33 protein-coding genes are annotated in these 18,728 nt (G+C 36.4%); all 33 read right to left on the minus strand.

Translation table 11 applies throughout. The features are described from left to right. The coding region (rplQ, locus tag ACR0QS_RS03350; RefSeq protein ID WP_432632039.1) for a 50S ribosomal protein L17 at nt 1-350 on the minus strand (350 nt) is incomplete at its 3' end. Between the two features lie 18 nt (nt 351-368). Then, complete coding sequence (locus tag ACR0QS_RS03355; RefSeq protein ID WP_432632040.1) at nt 369-1,343, minus strand: DNA-directed RNA polymerase subunit alpha; 975 nt, start codon at nt 1,341-1,343, stop codon at nt 369-371. A gap of 23 nt (nt 1,344-1,366) precedes the next feature. Further along, nucleotides 1,367-1,993 carry a 30S ribosomal protein S4 gene (rpsD, locus tag ACR0QS_RS03360; protein ID WP_432632041.1) on the minus strand — a complete coding sequence of 209 codons (627 nt, stop codon included), beginning with the start codon at nt 1,991-1,993 and terminating at the stop codon, nt 1,367-1,369. Between the two features lie 17 nt (nt 1,994-2,010). Then, the gene (gene rpsK, locus ACR0QS_RS03365; RefSeq protein ID WP_432632042.1) at nt 2,011-2,421 is read right to left on the minus strand and encodes a 30S ribosomal protein S11; all 411 of its coding nucleotides are present in this window, start codon (nt 2,419-2,421) and stop codon (nt 2,011-2,013) included. 35 nt (nt 2,422-2,456) lie between these two features. Further along, the gene (gene rpsM / locus ACR0QS_RS03370) at nt 2,457-2,846 is read right to left on the minus strand and encodes a 30S ribosomal protein S13 (protein ID WP_021959154.1); all 390 of its coding nucleotides are present in this window, start codon (nt 2,844-2,846) and stop codon (nt 2,457-2,459) included. Between the two features lie 62 nt (nt 2,847-2,908). Next, on the minus strand, nt 2,909-3,025 hold the full coding sequence (gene rpmJ, locus ACR0QS_RS03375) for a 50S ribosomal protein L36 (RefSeq protein ID WP_021959155.1): 117 nt from the start codon (nt 3,023-3,025) through the stop codon (nt 2,909-2,911). Nucleotides 3,026-3,045: 20 nt separating this feature from the next. Next, a complete protein-coding gene (gene infA, locus ACR0QS_RS03380) occupies nt 3,046-3,264 on the minus strand; it encodes a translation initiation factor IF-1 (protein ID WP_137999363.1) in 219 nt (72 codons plus the stop codon). Nucleotides 3,265-3,279: 15 nt separating this feature from the next. Then, nucleotides 3,280-4,620: a preprotein translocase subunit SecY gene (gene secY / locus ACR0QS_RS03385; protein WP_432632043.1), complete on the minus strand. Its 1,341-nt coding sequence runs from the start codon at nt 4,618-4,620 to the stop codon at nt 3,280-3,282. Nucleotides 4,621-4,634: 14 nt separating this feature from the next. After that, nucleotides 4,635-5,123 (minus strand): 50S ribosomal protein L15, encoded by a 489-nt coding sequence (rplO, locus tag ACR0QS_RS03390; protein WP_432632044.1) that lies wholly within the window; start codon nt 5,121-5,123, stop codon nt 4,635-4,637. Nucleotides 5,124-5,134: 11 nt separating this feature from the next. Continuing rightward, entirely contained in the window at nt 5,135-5,314 is a 180-nt protein-coding gene (gene rpmD, locus ACR0QS_RS03395) for a 50S ribosomal protein L30 (RefSeq protein WP_432632045.1), read from the minus strand. Then, entirely contained in the window at nt 5,314-5,796 is a 483-nt protein-coding gene (rpsE, locus tag ACR0QS_RS03400; protein ID WP_432632062.1) for a 30S ribosomal protein S5, read from the minus strand. Before rpsE ends, rpmD begins: the two co-directional genes overlap by 1 nt. A 50-nt stretch (nt 5,797-5,846) precedes the next feature. Beyond that, nucleotides 5,847-6,203: a 50S ribosomal protein L18 gene (gene rplR / locus ACR0QS_RS03405; protein WP_432632046.1), complete on the minus strand. Its 357-nt coding sequence runs from the start codon at nt 6,201-6,203 to the stop codon at nt 5,847-5,849. Nucleotides 6,204-6,213: 10 nt separating this feature from the next. Next, nucleotides 6,214-6,786: a 50S ribosomal protein L6 gene (gene rplF, locus ACR0QS_RS03410; protein ID WP_432632047.1), complete on the minus strand. Its 573-nt coding sequence runs from the start codon at nt 6,784-6,786 to the stop codon at nt 6,214-6,216. A gap of 15 nt (nt 6,787-6,801) precedes the next feature. Beyond that, nucleotides 6,802-7,203 carry a 30S ribosomal protein S8 gene (gene rpsH, locus ACR0QS_RS03415; RefSeq protein WP_432632048.1) on the minus strand — a complete coding sequence of 134 codons (402 nt, stop codon included), beginning with the start codon at nt 7,201-7,203 and terminating at the stop codon, nt 6,802-6,804. A 26-nt stretch (nt 7,204-7,229) separates the two neighbouring features. Then, nucleotides 7,230-7,415, minus strand: a complete 186-nt coding sequence (locus ACR0QS_RS03420) for a type Z 30S ribosomal protein S14 (protein ID WP_008723403.1) — start codon at nt 7,413-7,415, stop codon at nt 7,230-7,232. After that, nucleotides 7,415-7,978 (minus strand): 50S ribosomal protein L5, encoded by a 564-nt coding sequence (gene rplE / locus ACR0QS_RS03425; protein ID WP_432632049.1) that lies wholly within the window; start codon nt 7,976-7,978, stop codon nt 7,415-7,417. The genes ACR0QS_RS03420 and rplE overlap by 1 nt, the downstream gene beginning before the upstream one ends. 11 nt (nt 7,979-7,989) lie before the next feature. Continuing rightward, entirely contained in the window at nt 7,990-8,331 is a 342-nt protein-coding gene (gene rplX / locus ACR0QS_RS03430) for a 50S ribosomal protein L24 (protein ID WP_432632050.1), read from the minus strand. Nucleotides 8,332-8,344: 13 nt separating this feature from the next. After that, complete coding sequence (rplN, locus tag ACR0QS_RS03435) at nt 8,345-8,713, minus strand: 50S ribosomal protein L14 (RefSeq protein WP_021959166.1); 369 nt, start codon at nt 8,711-8,713, stop codon at nt 8,345-8,347. A gap of 1 nt (nt 8,714) precedes the next feature. Next, a complete protein-coding gene (gene rpsQ, locus ACR0QS_RS03440) occupies nt 8,715-9,077 on the minus strand; it encodes a 30S ribosomal protein S17 (RefSeq protein ID WP_432632051.1) in 363 nt (120 codons plus the stop codon). A gap of 14 nt (nt 9,078-9,091) precedes the next feature. Then, nucleotides 9,092-9,295, minus strand: a complete 204-nt coding sequence (gene rpmC / locus ACR0QS_RS03445) for a 50S ribosomal protein L29 (protein WP_432632052.1) — start codon at nt 9,293-9,295, stop codon at nt 9,092-9,094. Further along, on the minus strand, nt 9,288-9,707 hold the full coding sequence (gene rplP, locus ACR0QS_RS03450; RefSeq protein ID WP_432632053.1) for a 50S ribosomal protein L16: 420 nt from the start codon (nt 9,705-9,707) through the stop codon (nt 9,288-9,290). Before rplP ends, rpmC begins: the two co-directional genes overlap by 8 nt. Beyond that, nucleotides 9,707-10,444: a 30S ribosomal protein S3 gene (gene rpsC / locus ACR0QS_RS03455; RefSeq protein WP_432632054.1), complete on the minus strand. Its 738-nt coding sequence runs from the start codon at nt 10,442-10,444 to the stop codon at nt 9,707-9,709. The genes rplP and rpsC overlap by 1 nt, the downstream gene beginning before the upstream one ends. A gap of 1 nt (nt 10,445) precedes the next feature. Then, nucleotides 10,446-10,850, minus strand: a complete 405-nt coding sequence (locus ACR0QS_RS03460; RefSeq protein ID WP_432632055.1) for a large ribosomal subunit protein uL22 — start codon at nt 10,848-10,850, stop codon at nt 10,446-10,448. Between the two features lie 12 nt (nt 10,851-10,862). Further along, nucleotides 10,863-11,132, minus strand: a complete 270-nt coding sequence (rpsS, locus tag ACR0QS_RS03465) for a 30S ribosomal protein S19 (RefSeq protein ID WP_432632056.1) — start codon at nt 11,130-11,132, stop codon at nt 10,863-10,865. After that, complete coding sequence (rplB, locus tag ACR0QS_RS03470; RefSeq protein ID WP_432632057.1) at nt 11,132-11,968, minus strand: 50S ribosomal protein L2; 837 nt, start codon at nt 11,966-11,968, stop codon at nt 11,132-11,134. The genes rpsS and rplB overlap by 1 nt, the downstream gene beginning before the upstream one ends. Nucleotides 11,969-11,981: 13 nt before the next feature. Continuing rightward, nucleotides 11,982-12,275, minus strand: coding sequence for a 50S ribosomal protein L23 (rplW, locus tag ACR0QS_RS03475; protein ID WP_432632063.1), 294 nt, complete (start codon nt 12,273-12,275; stop codon nt 11,982-11,984). An 11-nt stretch (nt 12,276-12,286) separates the two neighbouring features. Beyond that, nucleotides 12,287-12,934, minus strand: coding sequence for a 50S ribosomal protein L4 (gene rplD, locus ACR0QS_RS03480; RefSeq protein WP_432632058.1), 648 nt, complete (start codon nt 12,932-12,934; stop codon nt 12,287-12,289). A gap of 30 nt (nt 12,935-12,964) precedes the next feature. Continuing rightward, nucleotides 12,965-13,618, minus strand: a complete 654-nt coding sequence (gene rplC / locus ACR0QS_RS03485; RefSeq protein WP_432632059.1) for a 50S ribosomal protein L3 — start codon at nt 13,616-13,618, stop codon at nt 12,965-12,967. Nucleotides 13,619-13,724: 106 nt separating this feature from the next. Then, entirely contained in the window at nt 13,725-14,030 is a 306-nt protein-coding gene (gene rpsJ, locus ACR0QS_RS03490; protein WP_137997172.1) for a 30S ribosomal protein S10, read from the minus strand. Between the two features lie 84 nt (nt 14,031-14,114). Next, nucleotides 14,115-15,338 (minus strand): elongation factor Tu, encoded by a 1,224-nt coding sequence (gene tuf, locus ACR0QS_RS03495; protein WP_021959178.1) that lies wholly within the window; start codon nt 15,336-15,338, stop codon nt 14,115-14,117. A 62-nt stretch (nt 15,339-15,400) separates the two neighbouring features. Then, entirely contained in the window at nt 15,401-17,482 is a 2,082-nt protein-coding gene (gene fusA / locus ACR0QS_RS03500; RefSeq protein WP_432632060.1) for an elongation factor G, read from the minus strand. Nucleotides 17,483-17,500: 18 nt separating this feature from the next. Next, nucleotides 17,501-17,971, minus strand: coding sequence for a 30S ribosomal protein S7 (gene rpsG / locus ACR0QS_RS03505; RefSeq protein ID WP_432632061.1), 471 nt, complete (start codon nt 17,969-17,971; stop codon nt 17,501-17,503). 11 nt (nt 17,972-17,982) lie between these two features. After that, on the minus strand, nt 17,983-18,357 hold the full coding sequence (rpsL, locus tag ACR0QS_RS03510; RefSeq protein ID WP_021959181.1) for a 30S ribosomal protein S12: 375 nt from the start codon (nt 18,355-18,357) through the stop codon (nt 17,983-17,985). Nucleotides 18,358-18,728: the final 371 nt, after the last annotated feature.

The following is an 18,728-nucleotide window of genomic DNA, read 5'->3' on the forward strand; positions in this document are numbered from 1 at the left end:
TCGCAAAGCATAACCACGCACATATCGGCATTGTCTCCGAATCTTTTATACGACAAAATTTTTCTCACAAAACCGCCATTTCTATCCGCATATTTCGGCGCTATATCGTTGAATAATTTTCTCAATATCGTTTCGTCTTTCACATATTTGGCGATTATTCTTCTGTTATGAAGATTGTCGGTTTTCGCTCTATAAATAATTTTATCCGCAAGCTGTTTTATAGCTCTGCCTTTTTCTTTAGTGGTTTCTATTTTCTCATACTTCAAAAGAGAAGTGAGCATATTTGAAAGCATAGCCTTTCTATGCGCGCTTGTTCTGTTAAATTTTTTAACGCTTACTCTATGTCTCATTTTATATCCTCGTTATTTTTATTTTCTCATTCCGAGATGCGCTCCGTATTCTGCGAGCTTTTCTTTAATTTCGTCTACAATCATCTCGTTTGCGCCTACCAATGTAAGCAAATCGCTGTCCGATTTTAAAGCAACTTTATCGAGAGTTTTCAAATCGGAAGTCATTAAGAAATTTGCCGTTCTAACGGAAAATTCTATTTCGTCTACAAATTTATCTTTCAAAGATTCCAAAACGGAATTTTTTGAATCTTCTTCAAATTTTACATCGCCTTCTTCCGCTTCTTCGGGCATCATAAAAGATGTCAAATTATCTCTCAATATTTTAGCCGCCCAAGACAAAGCCTTATCTGGAGCGATATTTCCTTTAGTTTCTATTTCCAAAGTAAGTTTTCCATAGTCTACTCTCTGCCCTACTCTTATAGGTTCGACTGTGGAATTTACGCTTACTATAGGCGAATAAATAGCGTCTATCACTATAGCGTTAACATCGTTTACAAGTTCCGCCGACATTTCCGCTGGAACATAACTGTAGCCGCCGTCTATTTGGAATTCCATTTCAAAACTATAACCTTCCGCTATTGTCGCTATATAATAATCGGGGTTATAAACTTTCACTTCCGAATCCGATTCTACCAAATCCGCCGCCGTTATAACGCATGGACCGTCTTTTTTCACATAAACGGTTTTACTTTCTATATTATCAGGAAGAGAAACCACAACATTTTTAAGATGCATTATCATAACGATTGTGTCTTCTTTCATTCCTTCGACATTTTCAAATTCGTTGCTTACATCTTTTATTTTAATAGCCGTAATAGCGTATCCCGGTATCGAAGATAATAATACTCTTCTCAAAGCGTTACCTATCGTAACGGCGTATCCTCTTTCAAAAGGCTGAGCCACAAATTTGCCGTAGGTAGAAGTTAAATCTTTAGCTTCAAAAGTAACTTTATGCGGATGCCTAATAGATTCCAATATTTCTTTTAATGCCATTCTTATAATACCCCTTATAGCCGTTATTTAGAATAATACTCGATTATGAGCTGTTCGTTAATAGGATACTCTATATGTTCTCTTATAGGCAAAGTCACTATTTCGCCCGTTTTGCTTGATAAATCCAAATTAAGCCATGCGGGAACATATTCGTTTTTCAAATCCTCTACTATTTCCTTAAATTGTCCGATTGCATTTCCTCTATCCGTAATGGAAATTTTATCTCCCACTTTTACGCAGTAAGACGGAATTGTCATTTTCTTGCCATTAACGGATATAAATCCATGATATACAAACTGCCTCGCTTGAGACCTGCTTTTTGCAAGTCCAAGTCTATAAACTACATTATCCAAACGCAATTCCAACAATCTAAGCAAATTTTCTCCCGAAACTCCGCTTATACGAATAGCTTCATGATAGTAATTTCTAAATTGTTTTTCCAATATTCCGTATATTCTTTTAACTTTCTGTTTTTCTCTCATCTGAACGCCGTATTCCGACAACTGTTTCATTTTTCGGTTAACTGGACCTGGAACATCTCTTCTTTTTATTATGGGACATTTAGCGCTTACGCATCTATCCCCTTTTAGCATAAGTTTCATGCGTTCTCTTCGACATAATCTGCAACTTGCATCTCTGTATCTTGCCATATTTATTTAACTCCAAATTATATTCTTCTTCTCTTTTTAGGACGGCATCCGTTATGTGGCATCGGAGTGACATCTTTAATGAGCTTAACTTTTAAACCAGCCGCTTCAACCGCTCTTATAGAACTTTCTCTGCCCATACCAGGTCCCTTCACATAAACATCAACCTCGCGAACCCCCATTTCAAAAGCCTTTTTAGAAGCCTTTTCGCTCGCAATTTGAGCCGCAAACGGAGTCGCTTTTTTACTGCTCTTATAATCTCCGTCCAAACCGCCGCTTGCCCAAGATAAAGTATTGCCGTTACGGTCGGTTATCGTAACTATAGTATTATTGAAACTCGCTTTTATATGGACTATTCCAAAAGCTTCGACTCTTCTATCTTTTTTTATTTTTTTATCTTTTACGGTTTTTCTACCTTTTTGAGTTGCCACTGACTATTCCTCCATTAGTCTTTATTTATTTTTCATTATTTCTTACCAGGAGCCTTCTTCTTACCAGCTATTGCCTTTCTTGCTCCGCCACCTCTTGCGTTCCTTGAATTTGTTCTAGTTCTCTGCCCTCTCACGGGAAGCCTCTTAATATGACGCATTCCTCTATAAGAGTGAATATCTTTCAATCGTTTTATATTATTAAACAATTCCGTTCTCAAATCGCCTTCGACTTTAGTCGTAGATTCTATAGCGTCTCTTAAAGCCGTAATTTGAGCGTCCGTTAAGTCTTTAGCCTTCACGGAATAATCTATATTAGCCTTATCGCATATAACATGAGCCAATGTTCTGCCGATTCCGTATATGTCGGTAAGAGCTATCTCTATTCTTTTATTATTTCTTATTTCAACACCCATCAATCGAGCCATTATTTATTTCTCCTTTAATCTTAAATCTAAATAAAACTTCCCCAAAATATATTAAAACAAAATCATTTCTGTTTCTGTTTATGTCTTGGATTCTTTTTACATATAACTCTAATTATGCCTTTTCTCTTAACTATCTGACAATCGTTACATCTTTTTTTAATCGAACTTTTTACTTTCATTATAATTAATCTCCATTTATTTACTTATAGCGATAAATTATTCTTCCCTTTGTCAAATCGTAGGGAGACATTTCTATAGTCACTTTATCGCCGGGAAGAATACGAATAAAATTCATACGCATCTTTCCAGATATATGAGCCAAAATTCTATGCCCGTTTTCAAGTTCCACTCTAAAAGTAGCGTTAGGCAAAGGCTCTACAACGATTCCTTCAACTTCAATAGTTTCTTTTTCAGCCATAATTTTAATTACCTTTTACCTTCGCACTTTAGATTTTTTTAATATTCCGTCATAATTATGCATTTGCAAATACGACTCTATTTGTTTTAATAATTCAACCGCTACGCTTACGCTAATCATAACCGAAGTTCCGCCCATCAAATAAACCAGAGAATTATTCGTTCCCTTAAAAGGAGCAAATATAGGAATCTTCGTCATAAGGTCTGGAAATACCGCAATCGCCGCCAAAAATATCGAACCGCCTATTGTTATTCTTCCCAATACCGTTTTAAGATATTCAGCCGTTTGAGTTCCAGGTCTATATCCCGGAATAAAACCGCCCTGTTTCTTCAAATTTTCCGCTATATCGTCAGGGTTAAATTGCACCGAAGTATATACATAAGCGAACATTATAACCAATAGACAATATAAAATTATATAAGCCCAGCTTCCGTAAGAGAAAAATCCGAGTAAAGAATCGAGCCATCCCCATCTAACTCCTCTAGTCAAACTCGCTATTTGAGCGGGAATAGCCATCAAAGCCGAAGCGAATATTATTGGAATAACGCCAGACGGATTAATTTTAAAAGGTATATGAGTCGATTGAGCGCCAAAAACCTTTCTTCCAACCACTCTTTTAGCGTATTGAACGGGAATTCTCCTCTGTCCGCTTTCTTCATAAACTACGCAAAAAATAACTATCGCAAATATTATAAAGAAAAGAACTATGACTAAAGAATTCAAATATTCGCTGTCTCTCTTTTGAAACATATCGTAAACGCCAGCGGGAATACGAGCCACTATTCCAGCAAATATTATAACCGAAATTCCGTTTCCAAGTCCTCTTTCAGTAATTTGGTCGCCAAGCCACATTAAAAACATAGTTCCAGCAGTAGCGGTAGCGACAACTATGAGAATAAAGCCCAAACCAGGATTCATATATATCATAGCGCCTTCGTCTATGCTCTGAATCCAGCTTGCCATAGCCGCAGATTGTATCATACAAAGAACTAATGTTAAATATCTAACATATTGATTTATCTTCTTTCTTCCGCTTTCGCCCTCTTTTTGCATTCTTTCCAACGCGGGAATAACGACACCAAGCAATTGCATGATAATCGAAGCGGATATATAAGGCATAATACCCAAAGCCAATATTGAAAATCTAAATAAAGCTCCGCCCGAAAATAAATCCATAATCGTCAAAAGTCCGCCGCCGCCTTGAGCCGAAGATAAAAATCCCAAAAGCGCGGTCGGGTCAATTCCTGGAGTCGGTATATGACTTCCAATTCTATAAATCAAAATAGCCAAAACAGTATATAGAATTCTGCTTCTTAATTCTTGCACTCTAAATATATTAGTCAACGATTTTAACATTTAATTATCCTAACTTAAGATTTAATATCTTTCTTCTCTCTAATATATTTCTTTCTTTCGTTTATTATAACTTTACCGCCCGATTTTTCAATCTTTTCTATAGCTTTTTTACTAGCCATATCCACCGTTATAGTAATTGCGTTTTTAACCTCGCCCATAGAAAGAAGTTTTATATAATCTCTATTTGAAGATAAATATCCTAATTTTAATAAAGTTTCCCTCGATATTTCGCTTCCTATGGAATCCAATTCTCCGACATTAATAATATTTACAGATTTTTTAAATGCCGAATTATTGAAACCGCTTTTAGGAATTCTTCTATGCAAAGGCATCTGTCCGCCTTCAAAACCCGCTCTTCTGCTGTATCCCGCTCGAGATTGCGCTCCTTTATCTCCTCTGCCAGCGGTGCATCCCCATCCAGAACCTTGTCCGCGTCCTACTCTATGAGGTTTCTTACTCGAACCTTTTGGAGCAGTTAAAATTTTTGTATTTTCCTGTGCCATCTATTAAACCCTCATTTATATTCTACTTTAAGAAGATGCGAAATTTTATTTATCATTCCCTTTATTTGAGGAGTATCTTCATGCTCGACTATTCTTCTTCTCTTTTTGAAACCTAAAGCGACTACCGTATATCTTTGAGATTTTTCATAACCTATGGGAGATTTAATTAATTTTATAACTACTTTAGACATTATTCCACCTTCCCGTAAATTTGTTCTATACTAACGCCTCTCTTATTAGCCATTTGTTCCACCGTTTTCAAAGATTTAAGTCCTTCAAAAGTGGCTTTAGCCAAATTCATAGCGTTATTATTGCCGAGAGATTTTGAAAGAATATTTTTTACTCCAACCAATTCCAATACCGCTCGCGCTGGACCGCCTGAAATAACTCCCGTTCCTTTAGAAGCTGGTTTCATAATTATTCTACTGCTTCTAAAAACTCCAACCGTATTATGAGGTATGGTTTCGCCTTTCAAATTAACTTCTATCATATTTTTTTTAGCCTGCTCTATAGCTTTTCTTATAGCGTCTGGGACTTCGTTCGCTTTTCCATAGCCTAGCCCCACATGTCCGTTTTTATCGCCCAAAACCATCAAAGCGGCAAATCTAAATCTTCTTCCGCCTTTCATAACTTTAGCGACTCTATTTAAAGTTATAAGACGTTCTTCATACATATTTTTTTCTTCGTTATGATGACTATTATTGCTCATTAAATTCTCGCTCCTTAAAATTTCAATCCCGATTCTCTGGCGCCTTCAGCCAAAGATTTTACTTTTCCATGATATATATATCCGTTTCTATCGAATATTACTTCGCTTATATTTTTATCTTTCGCTCTGCTTGCTAAAGTTTTTCCTATTTCTTTCGCCACATCTATATTTTTACCGCTCTTTATATCTTTTTCTTGCGAAGACGCCGATGCTAAAGTTATGCCTTTGCTGTCGTCCACAATTTGAGCGGAAATATATTTAAGACTTTTATAAACCGTAAGTCTCGGACGCTTTGAAGTTCCCTCTATCTTTATACGAATGCTTCTCTTTCTTCTTTCTCTTTGAGATTTAATTTTTTCTCTTAATCCCATAATTTCCCCTTTATTTAGCAGCTTTTTTGCTTTCTTTATGTTTTACATGCTCGCCTTCAAATCTGACACCTTTTCCTTTATAAGGTTCGACTGGTCTTTTCTTTTTAATATTCATAGCGAGTTCGCCTACCTGCTCTTTATCGTTTCCTTCTATAATAATTTTTGTGTCTTTTTCTACAGTCACTTTTATTCCATCGGGAATTTTCATTTTAACATCGTTTGAAAAACCCAACTGTAAAGTTATAATATTTCCTTGAACATTGGAACGATAACCCGTGCCTTCCAATTGCAAAACTTTCTTATAACCAGAATTAACGCCTTCTATCATATTATAAATAAGTTTCCATACCAAACCCAATTGAGCCGAATATTTAGCCTTATTTTCTTTAATAGCTTTCTCGTCCGAACTTTCTATTTTAGGAGGTTTAACCCAAAGAAAATTGCCTTCAAGTTCAAATATTATATAATCAAAAAACTCTCTTGTCAACTCCCCTCTCTTTCCTTTTACGGTTATTTTATGTCCGTCTATTTTAACTTCCACTCCCGCTGGAATCTGTATAGGTTTATTAGCCAATCTGCTCATTATAGTCACCTCTCATTACCATACATAACATAAAACTTCGCCGCCGACATTTTCTTTTCTTGCCTGTTTATCCGTCATAACTCCTTTGCTCGTGGATATTACGGATATTCCGAAACCGTTTTTTACTTGAGGTATAGAATCAACGGAAGTATAAACTCTAAGTCCCGGCGTGGATACTCTTTGTAATCCTTCTATTACCGAATTTCCTTCGTAATATTTCAAATCTATTTCTATACGAAAGAAATTTTTATTCTTTACTTCAACTTTACTAAAGTCGTTAATATAACCTTCTTTCTTCAAAATTTCAAGTATATTTTCCATTTTTGTAGAAAACGGAATCGTCACATTTTCTTTTTTAGCCCTGCAACCGTTTCTAATAACGGTTAATGCATCCGCTATAGGGTCATGAACACTCATTTATTAATCTCCTTAAATTCCAAAAATTACCAACTTGATTTAGTAACGCCCGGAATTAAACCTTTATTAGCTAAATCTCTAAAACATATTCTGCACATTTTATATTGTCTTATATAAGCTCGCGGTCTTCCGCATATAGGACAACGATTATACTGTCTCGTTTTATATTTTTGTTTTTTTGTAGCTTTAACTTTAAGCGCTAATCTAGCCATTATTTATTCTCCTGACTTTTAGGTGCGGCGCGAAACGGCAATCCCACTCTTTCCAATAATGCTCGAGCCATTTCATCGTTATCCGCAGTAGTTACTATAGTTATATTCAAACCTTTTACGGCATCCGTTTTATCAAAACTTATTTCTGGAAATATAATATGCTCTTTTATTCCCAAATTATAATTTCCGTTTCCGTCAAATCCTCTTCTTGGAATTCCTTGAAAGTCTCTAACTCGAGGCAACGCGATAAATATGAGTCTTTCTAAAAAATCATACATTCTCTCGCCTCTTAAAGTTACTCTGCATCCAATTGGCATTCCTTGTCGCAACTTAAAATTCGCTATTGACTTTTTTGCCCTCGTAATAATCGCTCTCTGTCCTGCTATTTGAGTAAGTTCTTCGACAGCGGAGTCCACATATTTTTTATCGGATACAGCCATACTTATTCCCATATTGATAATTATCTTTTCTATTTTTGGAACTGCCATAATAGAATTAAGATTCATATCTTTTAACATGGACTGTTTAATTTCTCTTTCATATCTATCTTTTAATACTGACATAATTAACACCTCTATTTATCGAGAACTTCCCCTGATTTTTTTGAATATCTTTTTAATTTTCCATCGACATTCTTCATTCCAATTCTTGTCACCTTTCCAGATTTATCGACTACCATTACATTTGAAATATGTATTGAAGCTTCCCTTTCCACTATACCGCCTTTTTGATTTTCTTGAGATTTAGGCATCGTCTTTTTTATCATATTAATATTTTTCACAAAAACTCTGCCCGCCGCTCTATCTATAGACAATACTTCGCCTCTATCTCCGCTATTCTCTCCCGCAATCACTTCAACGGTATCGCCTTTTTTAACTTTATATTTTGTCCTACTAAAATCTAATTTCTTTTTCATTATACTACCCTTATTATATTACTTCTGGAGCAAGCGACACTATCTTCATAAAGCCTTTATCCCTAAGCTCTCTTGCAACGGGACCGAATATACGCTTTCCTCGAGGCTCTTTTTTATCGTCAACTATAACCGCCGCATTTTCGTCAAATCGTATATAAGAACCGTCATTTCTTCTAACTTCTTTTTTTACTCTCACTATAACGGCTTTTACCACTTTTCCTTTTTCTATAGAACAAGTCGGTATAATATCCACAACGGAACAAACTATTATATCTCCCAAAGTGGCGTATCTGCGTCTGCTTCCGCCCAAAACTTTAATACATTTTAATTTCTTTACGCCCGTATTATCGGCTACATTAAGAGTGGTTGGCGTTTGTATCATATTACTCTCCTTCAACCGTTTGCGCAATACTCGTTTCAGGAGCATGCTTTTCTCTTTTTAGAACGCTCTCTACTTCGCTATCCATAGAATCTCTTTCCACGCGTTCGGCTTTCTTCAATATCTTCATTAATCTAAATTTTTTATCTTTGCTTATAGGACGGCATTCTATTACTCTAATCAAATCTCCTTCGGCGCATTCGTTTTTCTCATCATGAGCTTTATATCTTTTATTTTTACTTATCGTTTTGCCGTAAAGAGGATGTTTCTGCCTTATTTCCACTTTTATAACTACGGTTTTATCCATTTTATCAGAAACTACAATTCCCTCAAGCACTCTTTTATATTTTTTCGCTTTGCTTTCCACAATAATACCCTCGCCTATTTTTTAATACCAAGTTCGTATTGACGAATAAAAGTTTTAACTTTAGCTATATCTTTACGAGCCTTTTTAAGCTGATGCGTCTGTCTCGCGTCGCCAACTACTTTTTCAAATCTATGTTCTTGATATTCTTTTTCCAATTTCAAAAGTTCGCTTTTAAGTTCTTCCAAACCCAAAGACTTATACTCTTTATTTTTAGCCATTTATAGCCTCCCTCTTAATAAACTTCGTTTTAATCGGAAGTTTGAATCCCGCCAATCTAAAAGCCGATTGAGCCAATTCTTCGGGAACGCCCGCTATTTCAAATATAACTTTACCAGGTTTTACAACGGCTACCCAATATTCCACATTTCCTTTACCTTTACCCATTCTCGTTTCCGCCGGTTTTTTCGTATAGGGTTTATCTGGAAATACTTTTATCCACATTTTACCTACTCTTTTTACATGCCTTGATATAGCTATACGAGCCGCTTCGATTTGCCTGTCCGTAAGCCATACTGGTTCTAAAGCCATTAAACCGTAATCTCCAAAAGTTAAATTACTTCCTCTTTTAGAGTTGCCTTTCATTCTGCCTCTATGCTGTTTACGATATTTTGTCCTTGAAGGTTGTAACATTATCTATCTCCTTTAGAACTGATAACTTCGCCCGCGTCATCCTGTCTCTGTTCTTTTTTATCAAGAATCTCGCCCTTATAAATCCAGACTTTCACTCCGATTATTCCGAAAGTTGTCGTAGCTTCAGCCGTTCCATAATCTATATTCGCTCTTAAAGTATGCAAAGGCACGGAACCGTTTTTATACTGCTCTGTTCTCGCTATATCCGCTCCCGCCAAACGACCAGAACACATAACTTTAATGCCTTTAGCTCCTTTTTTCATCGCTTGAGTTATAACGCTTTTCATAGCTCTTCTAAAAGCGACGCGCATTTCAAGCTGACGAGCGACATTTTGAGCGGCTAAAGTGGCGTCCAATTCCGCTTCTTTAACTTCTTTTATAGAAACTTGAACGGGCTTTTTTACCATTTTTTGTATAACATTTTTAACTATTTCAACTCTCTGCCCTTTCGGTCCTATAACTATTCCCGCTCTTGCCGTAGCTATAAAGACATTTATTCTATCTGGAAATCGCACTATCTCTATATTCGATATTGCGGGGTCAAAAGCGTCTTTTTTACCGCCAATTTTTTTATGTTCTTCTTTTAAAGTTTTATAATAATAATTAGTTATATATCGTCTGATGGATAAATCTTCATGCAAACTATCCGCATAACTTCTATTATCTTCAAACCATCTGCTTGACCAAGTTTTATTTATTCCAAGTCTTAAACCTATAGGACTAACCTTTTGACCCATTTTATACCTCCGCCGTTTTTGGGCTTTCTTCTTTTTTAGCCGCAGCTTTTATTTTTTTCTTTTCAGGTTTCTTATCATCGCTCAATACTATAGTAATATGAGAAAGTCTCTTTAATATAGGGTCGGCGCTTCCTCTACTTGCCGCTCTTATTCGTTTTAGCATTGCCGCTTTATCCACAAAAGCCGATTTAACCCATAAAGTATCGGGATTAATATTCCTCGATTGAAATATCGCGTTTGCTATTCCGCTTTTTATAGCTTTTCTCAAAACAACGGAAGACATTTGAGGCATAACCGTCAAATTAGCTATCGCATGATTAACATATTCTCCTTTAATAAAGGGAAGCAATCTTGCAATTTTTCTGCGCCCTATACGCAAATAACGAACTCTTACTTTATAATCCATAATCTCAAATCCTTATTTTTTACCAACTTTACCCGCGCCTGCATGAGAGCGAAATGTTCTTGTCGGAGCAAATTCTCCCAATTTATGCCCAATCATATTTTCTTGTATATAAACGGCGACAAAAGTTTTTCCATTATGCACATTTATAGTATAACCTATCATTTCGGGAATAATAGTCGAAGCTCTGCTATAAGTTTTTATCTGATGTTTATTATCCCCAGCTTGTATTTTCTTAAAAAGATTTTTATCTACAAAAGGTCCTTTCTTAATAGAGCGAGACATTATTTTTTACCCCCTCTTCTCTTAATTATTAATCTATCCGAATATTTATTTTTCTTTCTCGTTTTATATCCTTTAGTTGGAATTCCCGTAGGAGATACTGGATGCGGATTACCCTGTCCGCTCTTGCCTTCTCCTCCCCCATGCGGGTGGTCTACTGGATTCATTACAACGCCTCTAACTTTAGGTCTTCTGCCTTTATGTCTTGTAGTTCCCGCTTTTCCGTCCGTAATATTAAAATGGTCTAAATTTCCAATCTGCCCTATCGTAGCGTAGCAGTTTTCCAATATTCTTCTTTCTTCTCCCGAACGAAGTCTTATAACGCAATAGCCTCCGCTTTTAGCCGTTATTTGAGCGCCGCCGCCAGCAGCTCTAACCAACTGTCCACCCTTGCCAGGAGTTAATTCTATATTATGTATTATAGTTCCCAAAGGAATTTTTCTTAAAGGCAAACTGCATCCCACTCTAACTTTTGCATTCTCTCCGCTTACGACTTTATCTCCAATATTCAATCCCAAAGGATATATTATATATCTTTTCTCTCCGTCCGCATAATTTAAAAGAGAGATATATGCGCTTCTATTCGGGTCATATTCCACAGAAACCACTTTAGCTTCTATATCATGTTTATCTCTTCTAAAATCAATAAGTCTAAAAAGTTTTTTATGTCCGCCTCCGCGTCTACGCATAGTTATACGCCCGTTTGAACCGCGTCCGCTTATACGCTTTTTACCCGATACCAAAGATTTGCAAGGCTCGTTCGTGGTAATATCAGCAAAATCTACCACCGTTCGATAACGCAAACTTGGAGTTGTCGGTTTAAATTTCTTAATAGCCATCTTTATTCCTCAATTATTTTACTATATCTATTTTCTCTTTACCGTCAAGAACTATTATCGCTTTCTTATAGCTTCGAGTATATCCTCGTTTGCTCATTCTACGATTTTTCTTTTTAGGCTTAACATTTATTATCTTACAATCAAGCGGATGCACATTAAATATTTTTTCAACCGCTTTCATTAATTCTGGTTTATTAGCGTCCTGCCTCACTTTAAATACATAATATCTCTTTTCCGTTCCTTTAGGCTCGGTTCTCAAAATATTACTCTTTTCGGTAAGTATAGGTTCAATCAAAAGCGAATACATACTCATAATTTTTAACCCTTAATTCTATCGTTCAATTTAGATAAAGCGGTTTTTGTAAAATACACTTCATCGGCATAATATAAAGGATGAATAGCCATACTATCGGCGTTTACAAGTTTCAAATCCTTAATATTTCTTAACGATAACAATAATTTATTATAATTATCTCCCAAAGCTTCGTCTTTACCGACTACAAAAGCCACTTTTCTGCTTTTAGGTTCTTTAACCTTGCTTATAAAACTTGCCATTCTTTTAGTTTTCGGAGCGTCAAAAGTAAAATCTTCAAAAACTTTAAGAACATTAGCGCCGTATTTCAAAGATAAAACGGAAAGCAAAGCCTTTTGTTTAACCTTTTTAGGCAATCTATAGCTATAATCTCTCGGTTTAGGAGTATGCGCTTTACCTCCTCCTACCCATACAGGCGACCTTGACGAACCCGCTCTTGCTCTTCCCGTTCCCTTCTGTCTCCAAGGCTTTTTACCGCCACCTGAAACTTCTCCTCTCGTTTTTGTAGAATGAGTTCCCTGCCTTTTATTTGCAAGCTCGTTCTTTATAGCTTCATAAAGCAAGTTATTATTGACTTCCGATTTAAAAATCTTATCAACAATTTCCAAATTGCCCGCATTATCTCCGTTTTCATTTAGTATCGCTACTTCCATCTTCTTATCCTACTTAAATTATTCCAATTATTATATCATGGAATTCTTTTTCTTGTTAAGTTTTTTAACCGCCGAAGTTAATTTTACTATGCTATTAACGGCTCCAGGTATAGCGCCTTTTATCATAATCAAGTTATCTTCGGGGCGAATATCGATAACTTTCAAATTCTGAATAGTAGTTAGCGCATTACCCATATGTCCAGGCATACCTTTACCTTTCCATACTCTCGAAGGATAACTATTACAACCTATAGAACCCGCTCTTCTTCTAAAATTAGAACCATGACTCATAGGTCCGCCGTCATAATTATGCCTTTTCATAACTCCCGCAAAACCTCGTCCTTTACTTAAAGAACTAACATCTATAAAATCGCCCGTTTGAAATATATCGACTTTAAGCTCCTGTCCAACGGAATAAGAACTCGCGTTATCGATTCTAAATTCTTTCAAATATTTCTTAGGCTCTAAATTCATTTTTTTAAATTGTCCTATTTGCGGTTTTTTCAAATGCTTTTCTTTTACGGCTTCATAGCCTAATTGAATCGCATTATAACCGTCTTTCTCATTATCTCTTATCTGCATAACCGTGCATGGTCCGGCTTCCACAACGGTTACCGCTATAGCGTTTCCCGTTTCGTCAAATACCGTAGTCATGCCCAATTTTTTGCCAATTATTCCTACCATCGGCGAATCCTCTATAATGATTTTACTACTCTATCACAAATTCCAACTATTACAGATAAATCGTAGTAAAGCTTTATCTTTTTTATTTTTAACAAGCGCTTATTTTTTATTTTAGCTGAACATCTACTCCAGCTGGAAGCGCCAATTTTTTTAGAGATTCCGTAGTTTGAGGAGTTACCTCGAATATATCTATAAGTCTCTTATAAATACGCATCTCAAACTGCTCTCTGGATTTAATATTTACATGCGGACTTCTTATAACAGTTACCTTTCTTATACTCGTAGGTAAAGGTATAGGTCCCGAAACTCTCGCTCCCGTTTTCTTAACGCTATCGACTATAGATTGAGCCGATTGGTCAATAAGCTCAATATCAAAAGCTTTTAGTTTTACTCGTATTTTCTGTTCTTTCATAGTTTGAATTACTCGCTTAATCTCATTTATTATAAAGGGCATAATTTATATTTTTTATATTAATATTACGCCCTTATTAAATCCTTACTCCAAAATTTTCGTTACAACGCCGTTACCTACGGTTTTACCGCCTTCTCTTATGGCAAATCTTTGTTTTTCTTCCATGGCGATTTGGCTGATTAATTCTATAGTTAAATTAGCGTTATCGCCCGGCATTATCATTTGAGAACCTTCTGGTAAATTTATTACTCCAGTAACATCCGTAGTTCTAAAATACATTTGCGGTCTATATCCTGTTACGAAACCGCTATGTCTTCCGCCTTCTTCTTTTTTAAGAATGTAAACTTCCGCTTCAAATTTCTTATGCGGAGTTATAGTTCCAGGTTTAGCCAATACCTGTCCTCTTTCAACGGCTTTTCTTTCGATACCTCTTAAAAGACAACCGACATTGTATCCCGCTATTCCGACAACTTCTTTCTTAAACATTTCAACGCCTGTGCAAGTAGTTTTTTGAGTGTCTCTCAAACCTACTATTTCAACTTCATCACCTTTAGTGATTTTACCTCTTTCAATTCTACCCGTAACAACCGTTCCTCTTCCAGGAATCGAATAAACATCTTCTATTGACATTAAGAAATCTTTATCAACTTCTCTCACTGGGTCTGGAATATAAGTATCCAAAGCGTTCAAAAGGTCTATTATACATTTACAATCCGCGTCTTCTCTTGGATTTTTTCCCGCTTCGATAGCTTGAATAGCCTTAATTGCGCTTCCTCTAATAATAGGAGTTTTACTTCCGTCAAAACCGTAATGGTCCAAAACATCCACAACTTCCGCTTCAACTATTTCAGCCATTTCTGGGTCGTCCAATTTATCGCATTTATTTAAGAATACGACTATGTAATTAACGCCCACTTGCCTTGACAAAAGAACATGCTCTTTAGTTTGAGGCATAACTCCGTCTTCAGCCGATACGACAAGAATTGCTCCGTCCATTTGAGCCGCTCCCGTTATCATATTCTTAATATAGTCGGCGTGTCCAGGACAATCCACATGGGCATAATGCCTGTTATCAGATTCGTATTCCACATGCGAAGTAGCGATAGTCAAAATTTTCGTAGGGTCTCTTCTACCTTGACTTTCGGAAGCTTTAGCAACCGAATCGTAAGCCACTTTTTGAACCGTATCTGGAAACATTGCGGATGATACCGCCGTTATCGCCGATGTTAATGTAGTTTTACCATGGTCAACGTGTCCTATAGTTCCCACATTCACATGCACCTTTTTACCGTCATAAGTTCCTGCCATTTTTATCCTCCAATTTATCCTTTCTTTAGGATTTTTTATTTATTTCTAATTTTAATTTTTTGCTATTTATTATTACCCATTCTTGCGCCTATAATCTCTTCGGCTACATTTTTAGGCACTTCTTCATAATGAGAGAACTGCATCGTATAGCTCGCTCTTCCTTGCGAAACATTTCTTATACTCGTGGTATAACCGAACATTTCCGCAAGAGGCACTGTAGCATTTATGGATTTATAACCAGATTTATCGGTAAATCCATGAACCTGTCCTCTCCTTGAAGCCAAATCCCCTATAATGTCTCCCATATAATCTTCGGGAGTCATAACCTCTACGCTCATCATAGGCTCTAACAAATAAGGGTCCGCTTTTTTACAGCCTTCTTTAAAACCCATTGATGCCGCAATTTTAAATGCCATTTCGGAAGAATCCACAGGGTGAAAAGAACCGTCAAAAGCCGAAACAACCACATCAAGCATTGGATAATTTGCCAAAACTCCCGTATTCATAGCTTCCAAGCAGCCTTTTTCAACCGCCGGTATATATTCTCTCGGAACAACTCCTCCGACTATCTCGTTATTAAATTTAAATCCAGCGTTGGCTTCGTTAGGTCCTACTCTCAACCATACATCGCCGTATTGTCCTTTACCGCCCGATTGACGAACAAATTTACCTTGAACTTCAACCGTTTTCTTAATGCCTTCTCTATAAGAAACTTGAGGGCGTCCGACATTCGCATCAACCTTATATTCTCTCTTCATTCTATCGCATATTATCTCTAAATGCAACTCTCCCATTCCAGCGATAATCGTTTGTCCAGTTTCTTCGTCAAAACTAACTCTAAAAGTCGGGTCCTCTTCCGCAAGCCTCGATAAAGCGATTGACATTTTATCTCTGTCGCCTTTAGTTTTAGGTTCTATTGCCACATTAATAACTGGCTCTGGAAAATTAATCGCTTCAAGTATTATTGGAGCGTTTTCTGGACATAAAGTATCGCCCGTAGTCGTATCTTTAAGTCCAACCGCAGCCGCTATATCGCCCGAATAAACCGTATCAATTTCTTCTCTTTTATTGGCATGCATTTGAAGTATTCTTCCAATACGTTCTCTTTTTCCTTTAGTAGCGTTATATACATAAGAACCAGCTTCAAGTTTGCCCGAATAAACTCTAAAAAATGCAATCTTTCCAACATGCGGGTCCGTCATTATCTTAAATGCCAAAGCGCTAAATTTTTCATCGTCAGAAATTTTTCTAACTACTTCATGCCCATCCAAATCAGTTCCTTCGATTTCCTCTCTATCCACAGGAGAAGGTAAATAATCCACAACCGCGTCTATCAAAACTTGAATTCCTTTATTTTTGAAAGCAGTTCCGCAAAACATCGGGAAGAAATTTGCCGATAAAGTCGCCGTTCTTATAAGTCTTTTAATAGTAGGAATATCTATTTCCTCGCCTTCAAAGAACTTATTCATAGCGTCATCGTCATATTCTACTATCGCTTCCAATAATTCGTTTCTGTATTTTTCCGCTTCCTCTTTCAATTCCGCTCTAATATCGCGTTCTTCCATTTTCATGCCGTCTTCCGAAGTCCAAACGATTTCTTTCATTTTTACCAAATCAATAACGCCTTCAAAATGACTTTCCGAACCTATTGGAATAACTACAGGATGGCTATTCGCTTTAAGTCTATTTCTCGTCTGTTCTAAAACGGAATAAAAATTAGCGCCGATTCTATCCATTTTATTTACGAAAATCGCTCTCGGAATTTTATAATTGCTCGCCTGTCTCCAAACGGTTTCGCTTTGAGGCTGAACTCCGCCAACCGAACAAAAAACTCCAACCGCGCTGTCCAAAACTCTTAAAGACCTTTCGACTTCTACCGTAAAGTCAACGTGCCCCGGAGTATCTATCAAATTAATTCGATTTCCGTTCCAAAAACATGTCGTTGCCGCAGATGTAATGGTAATTCCTCTTTCTCTTTCCTGTTCCATCCAGTCCATTTCCGCAGCGCCTTCATGCACTTCGCCGATTTTATGAGTTTTTCCCGTAAAATATAATATTCTTTCGCTTAAAGTGGTTTTTCCCGCATCTATATGAGCCATAATACCGATATTACGCGTATTTTCCAAAGAAATATCTCTTGCCACTTAATTTTCTCCTAAATCTTACCACCTAAAATGAGCGAAAACCTTATTGCCTTCTGCCATTCTATGAACGGTTTCTTTTTGAGCAACCGCCGCTCCCTTTCCTTCGATAGCGTCAACTATTTCGTTTGACAATCTTTCTATCATACTTTTTCCGCTTCTCTTTCTTGAAGCGTTTATAAGCCATTTAAATGCCAATGAATTCTGCCTTTCGGGACGAACATCCACTGGAACTTGATATGTAGAACCGCCTACTCTTCGCGATTTTACTTCAACTCGAGGTTTAATATTTCCTATAGCTTCGTTAAAAGCCGTAAGTCCGTCTTTTCCCGTTTTATCTTTAACCAAATCCATCGCTTTATAAAATATATTTTCAGCCTTGCTTTTTTTACCGTCATACATAAGTTTATTTATAAATTTACTTATTGTATCGCTTCCGTAAATCGGGTCGGCTTCAATTTTTCTTACTTGCGCTCTTCTTCTTCTTGCCATTATTTACTCCATTAAGCTTTAGGTTTTTTAGTTCCGTATTTACTTCTGGCTTTCATTCTCTTTTCAACGCCCGTAGCCTCTCTGCTTCCTCTAACTATATGATAACGACATCCCGGCAAATCCTTAACTCTTCCGCCTCTTATCAAAACGCGGTTATGTTCCTGCAAAGTATGGTCAATACCCGGGATATAAGCCGTAACTTCTATTCCGTTCGTTATTCTCACACGAGCTATTTTACGCATTGCCGAATTAGGTTTTTTAGGAGTAGTCGTAGTCACGCGAGTGCATACGCCTTCTCTTTGAGGGCATTTCATTAACGCCGGCGATTTCGTCTTATTCAATATTCGCTTGCGTCCTTTCCTTATTAATTGATTAATTGTAGGCATACAATATAAAACCTCTAACCTTTTTTATTTTTTATATTTCATTAATATCATTAAATTAATTTTTTATTTTATATAAGCTAAAATTATAAAACAAAAACTAATTTATGTCAAGCCCAAATAATTGGAACTTTTATTAATTTAATCGCTAATCCCTAAATACGAAACGATATATTTAATATCGAGCATTTAGTATTAATTAATATTTATACCAAACGCTTTAATCGTTTTTACGAAAGTGAGAAAATTATAAACTATTTAAAAAAAATGTCAAGCGTTTTTTTAAATTTTTTTTAATTTTTTTTTAAAAAAATTTATCTATGAAAATATATAAATAAACGGCTAATTTGAAAGTCGGACAGAATATGCATAAA

The organism is Brachyspira sp. (assembly GCF_050873525.1).
Lineage (GTDB): Bacteria > Spirochaetota > Brachyspiria > Brachyspirales > Brachyspiraceae > Brachyspira.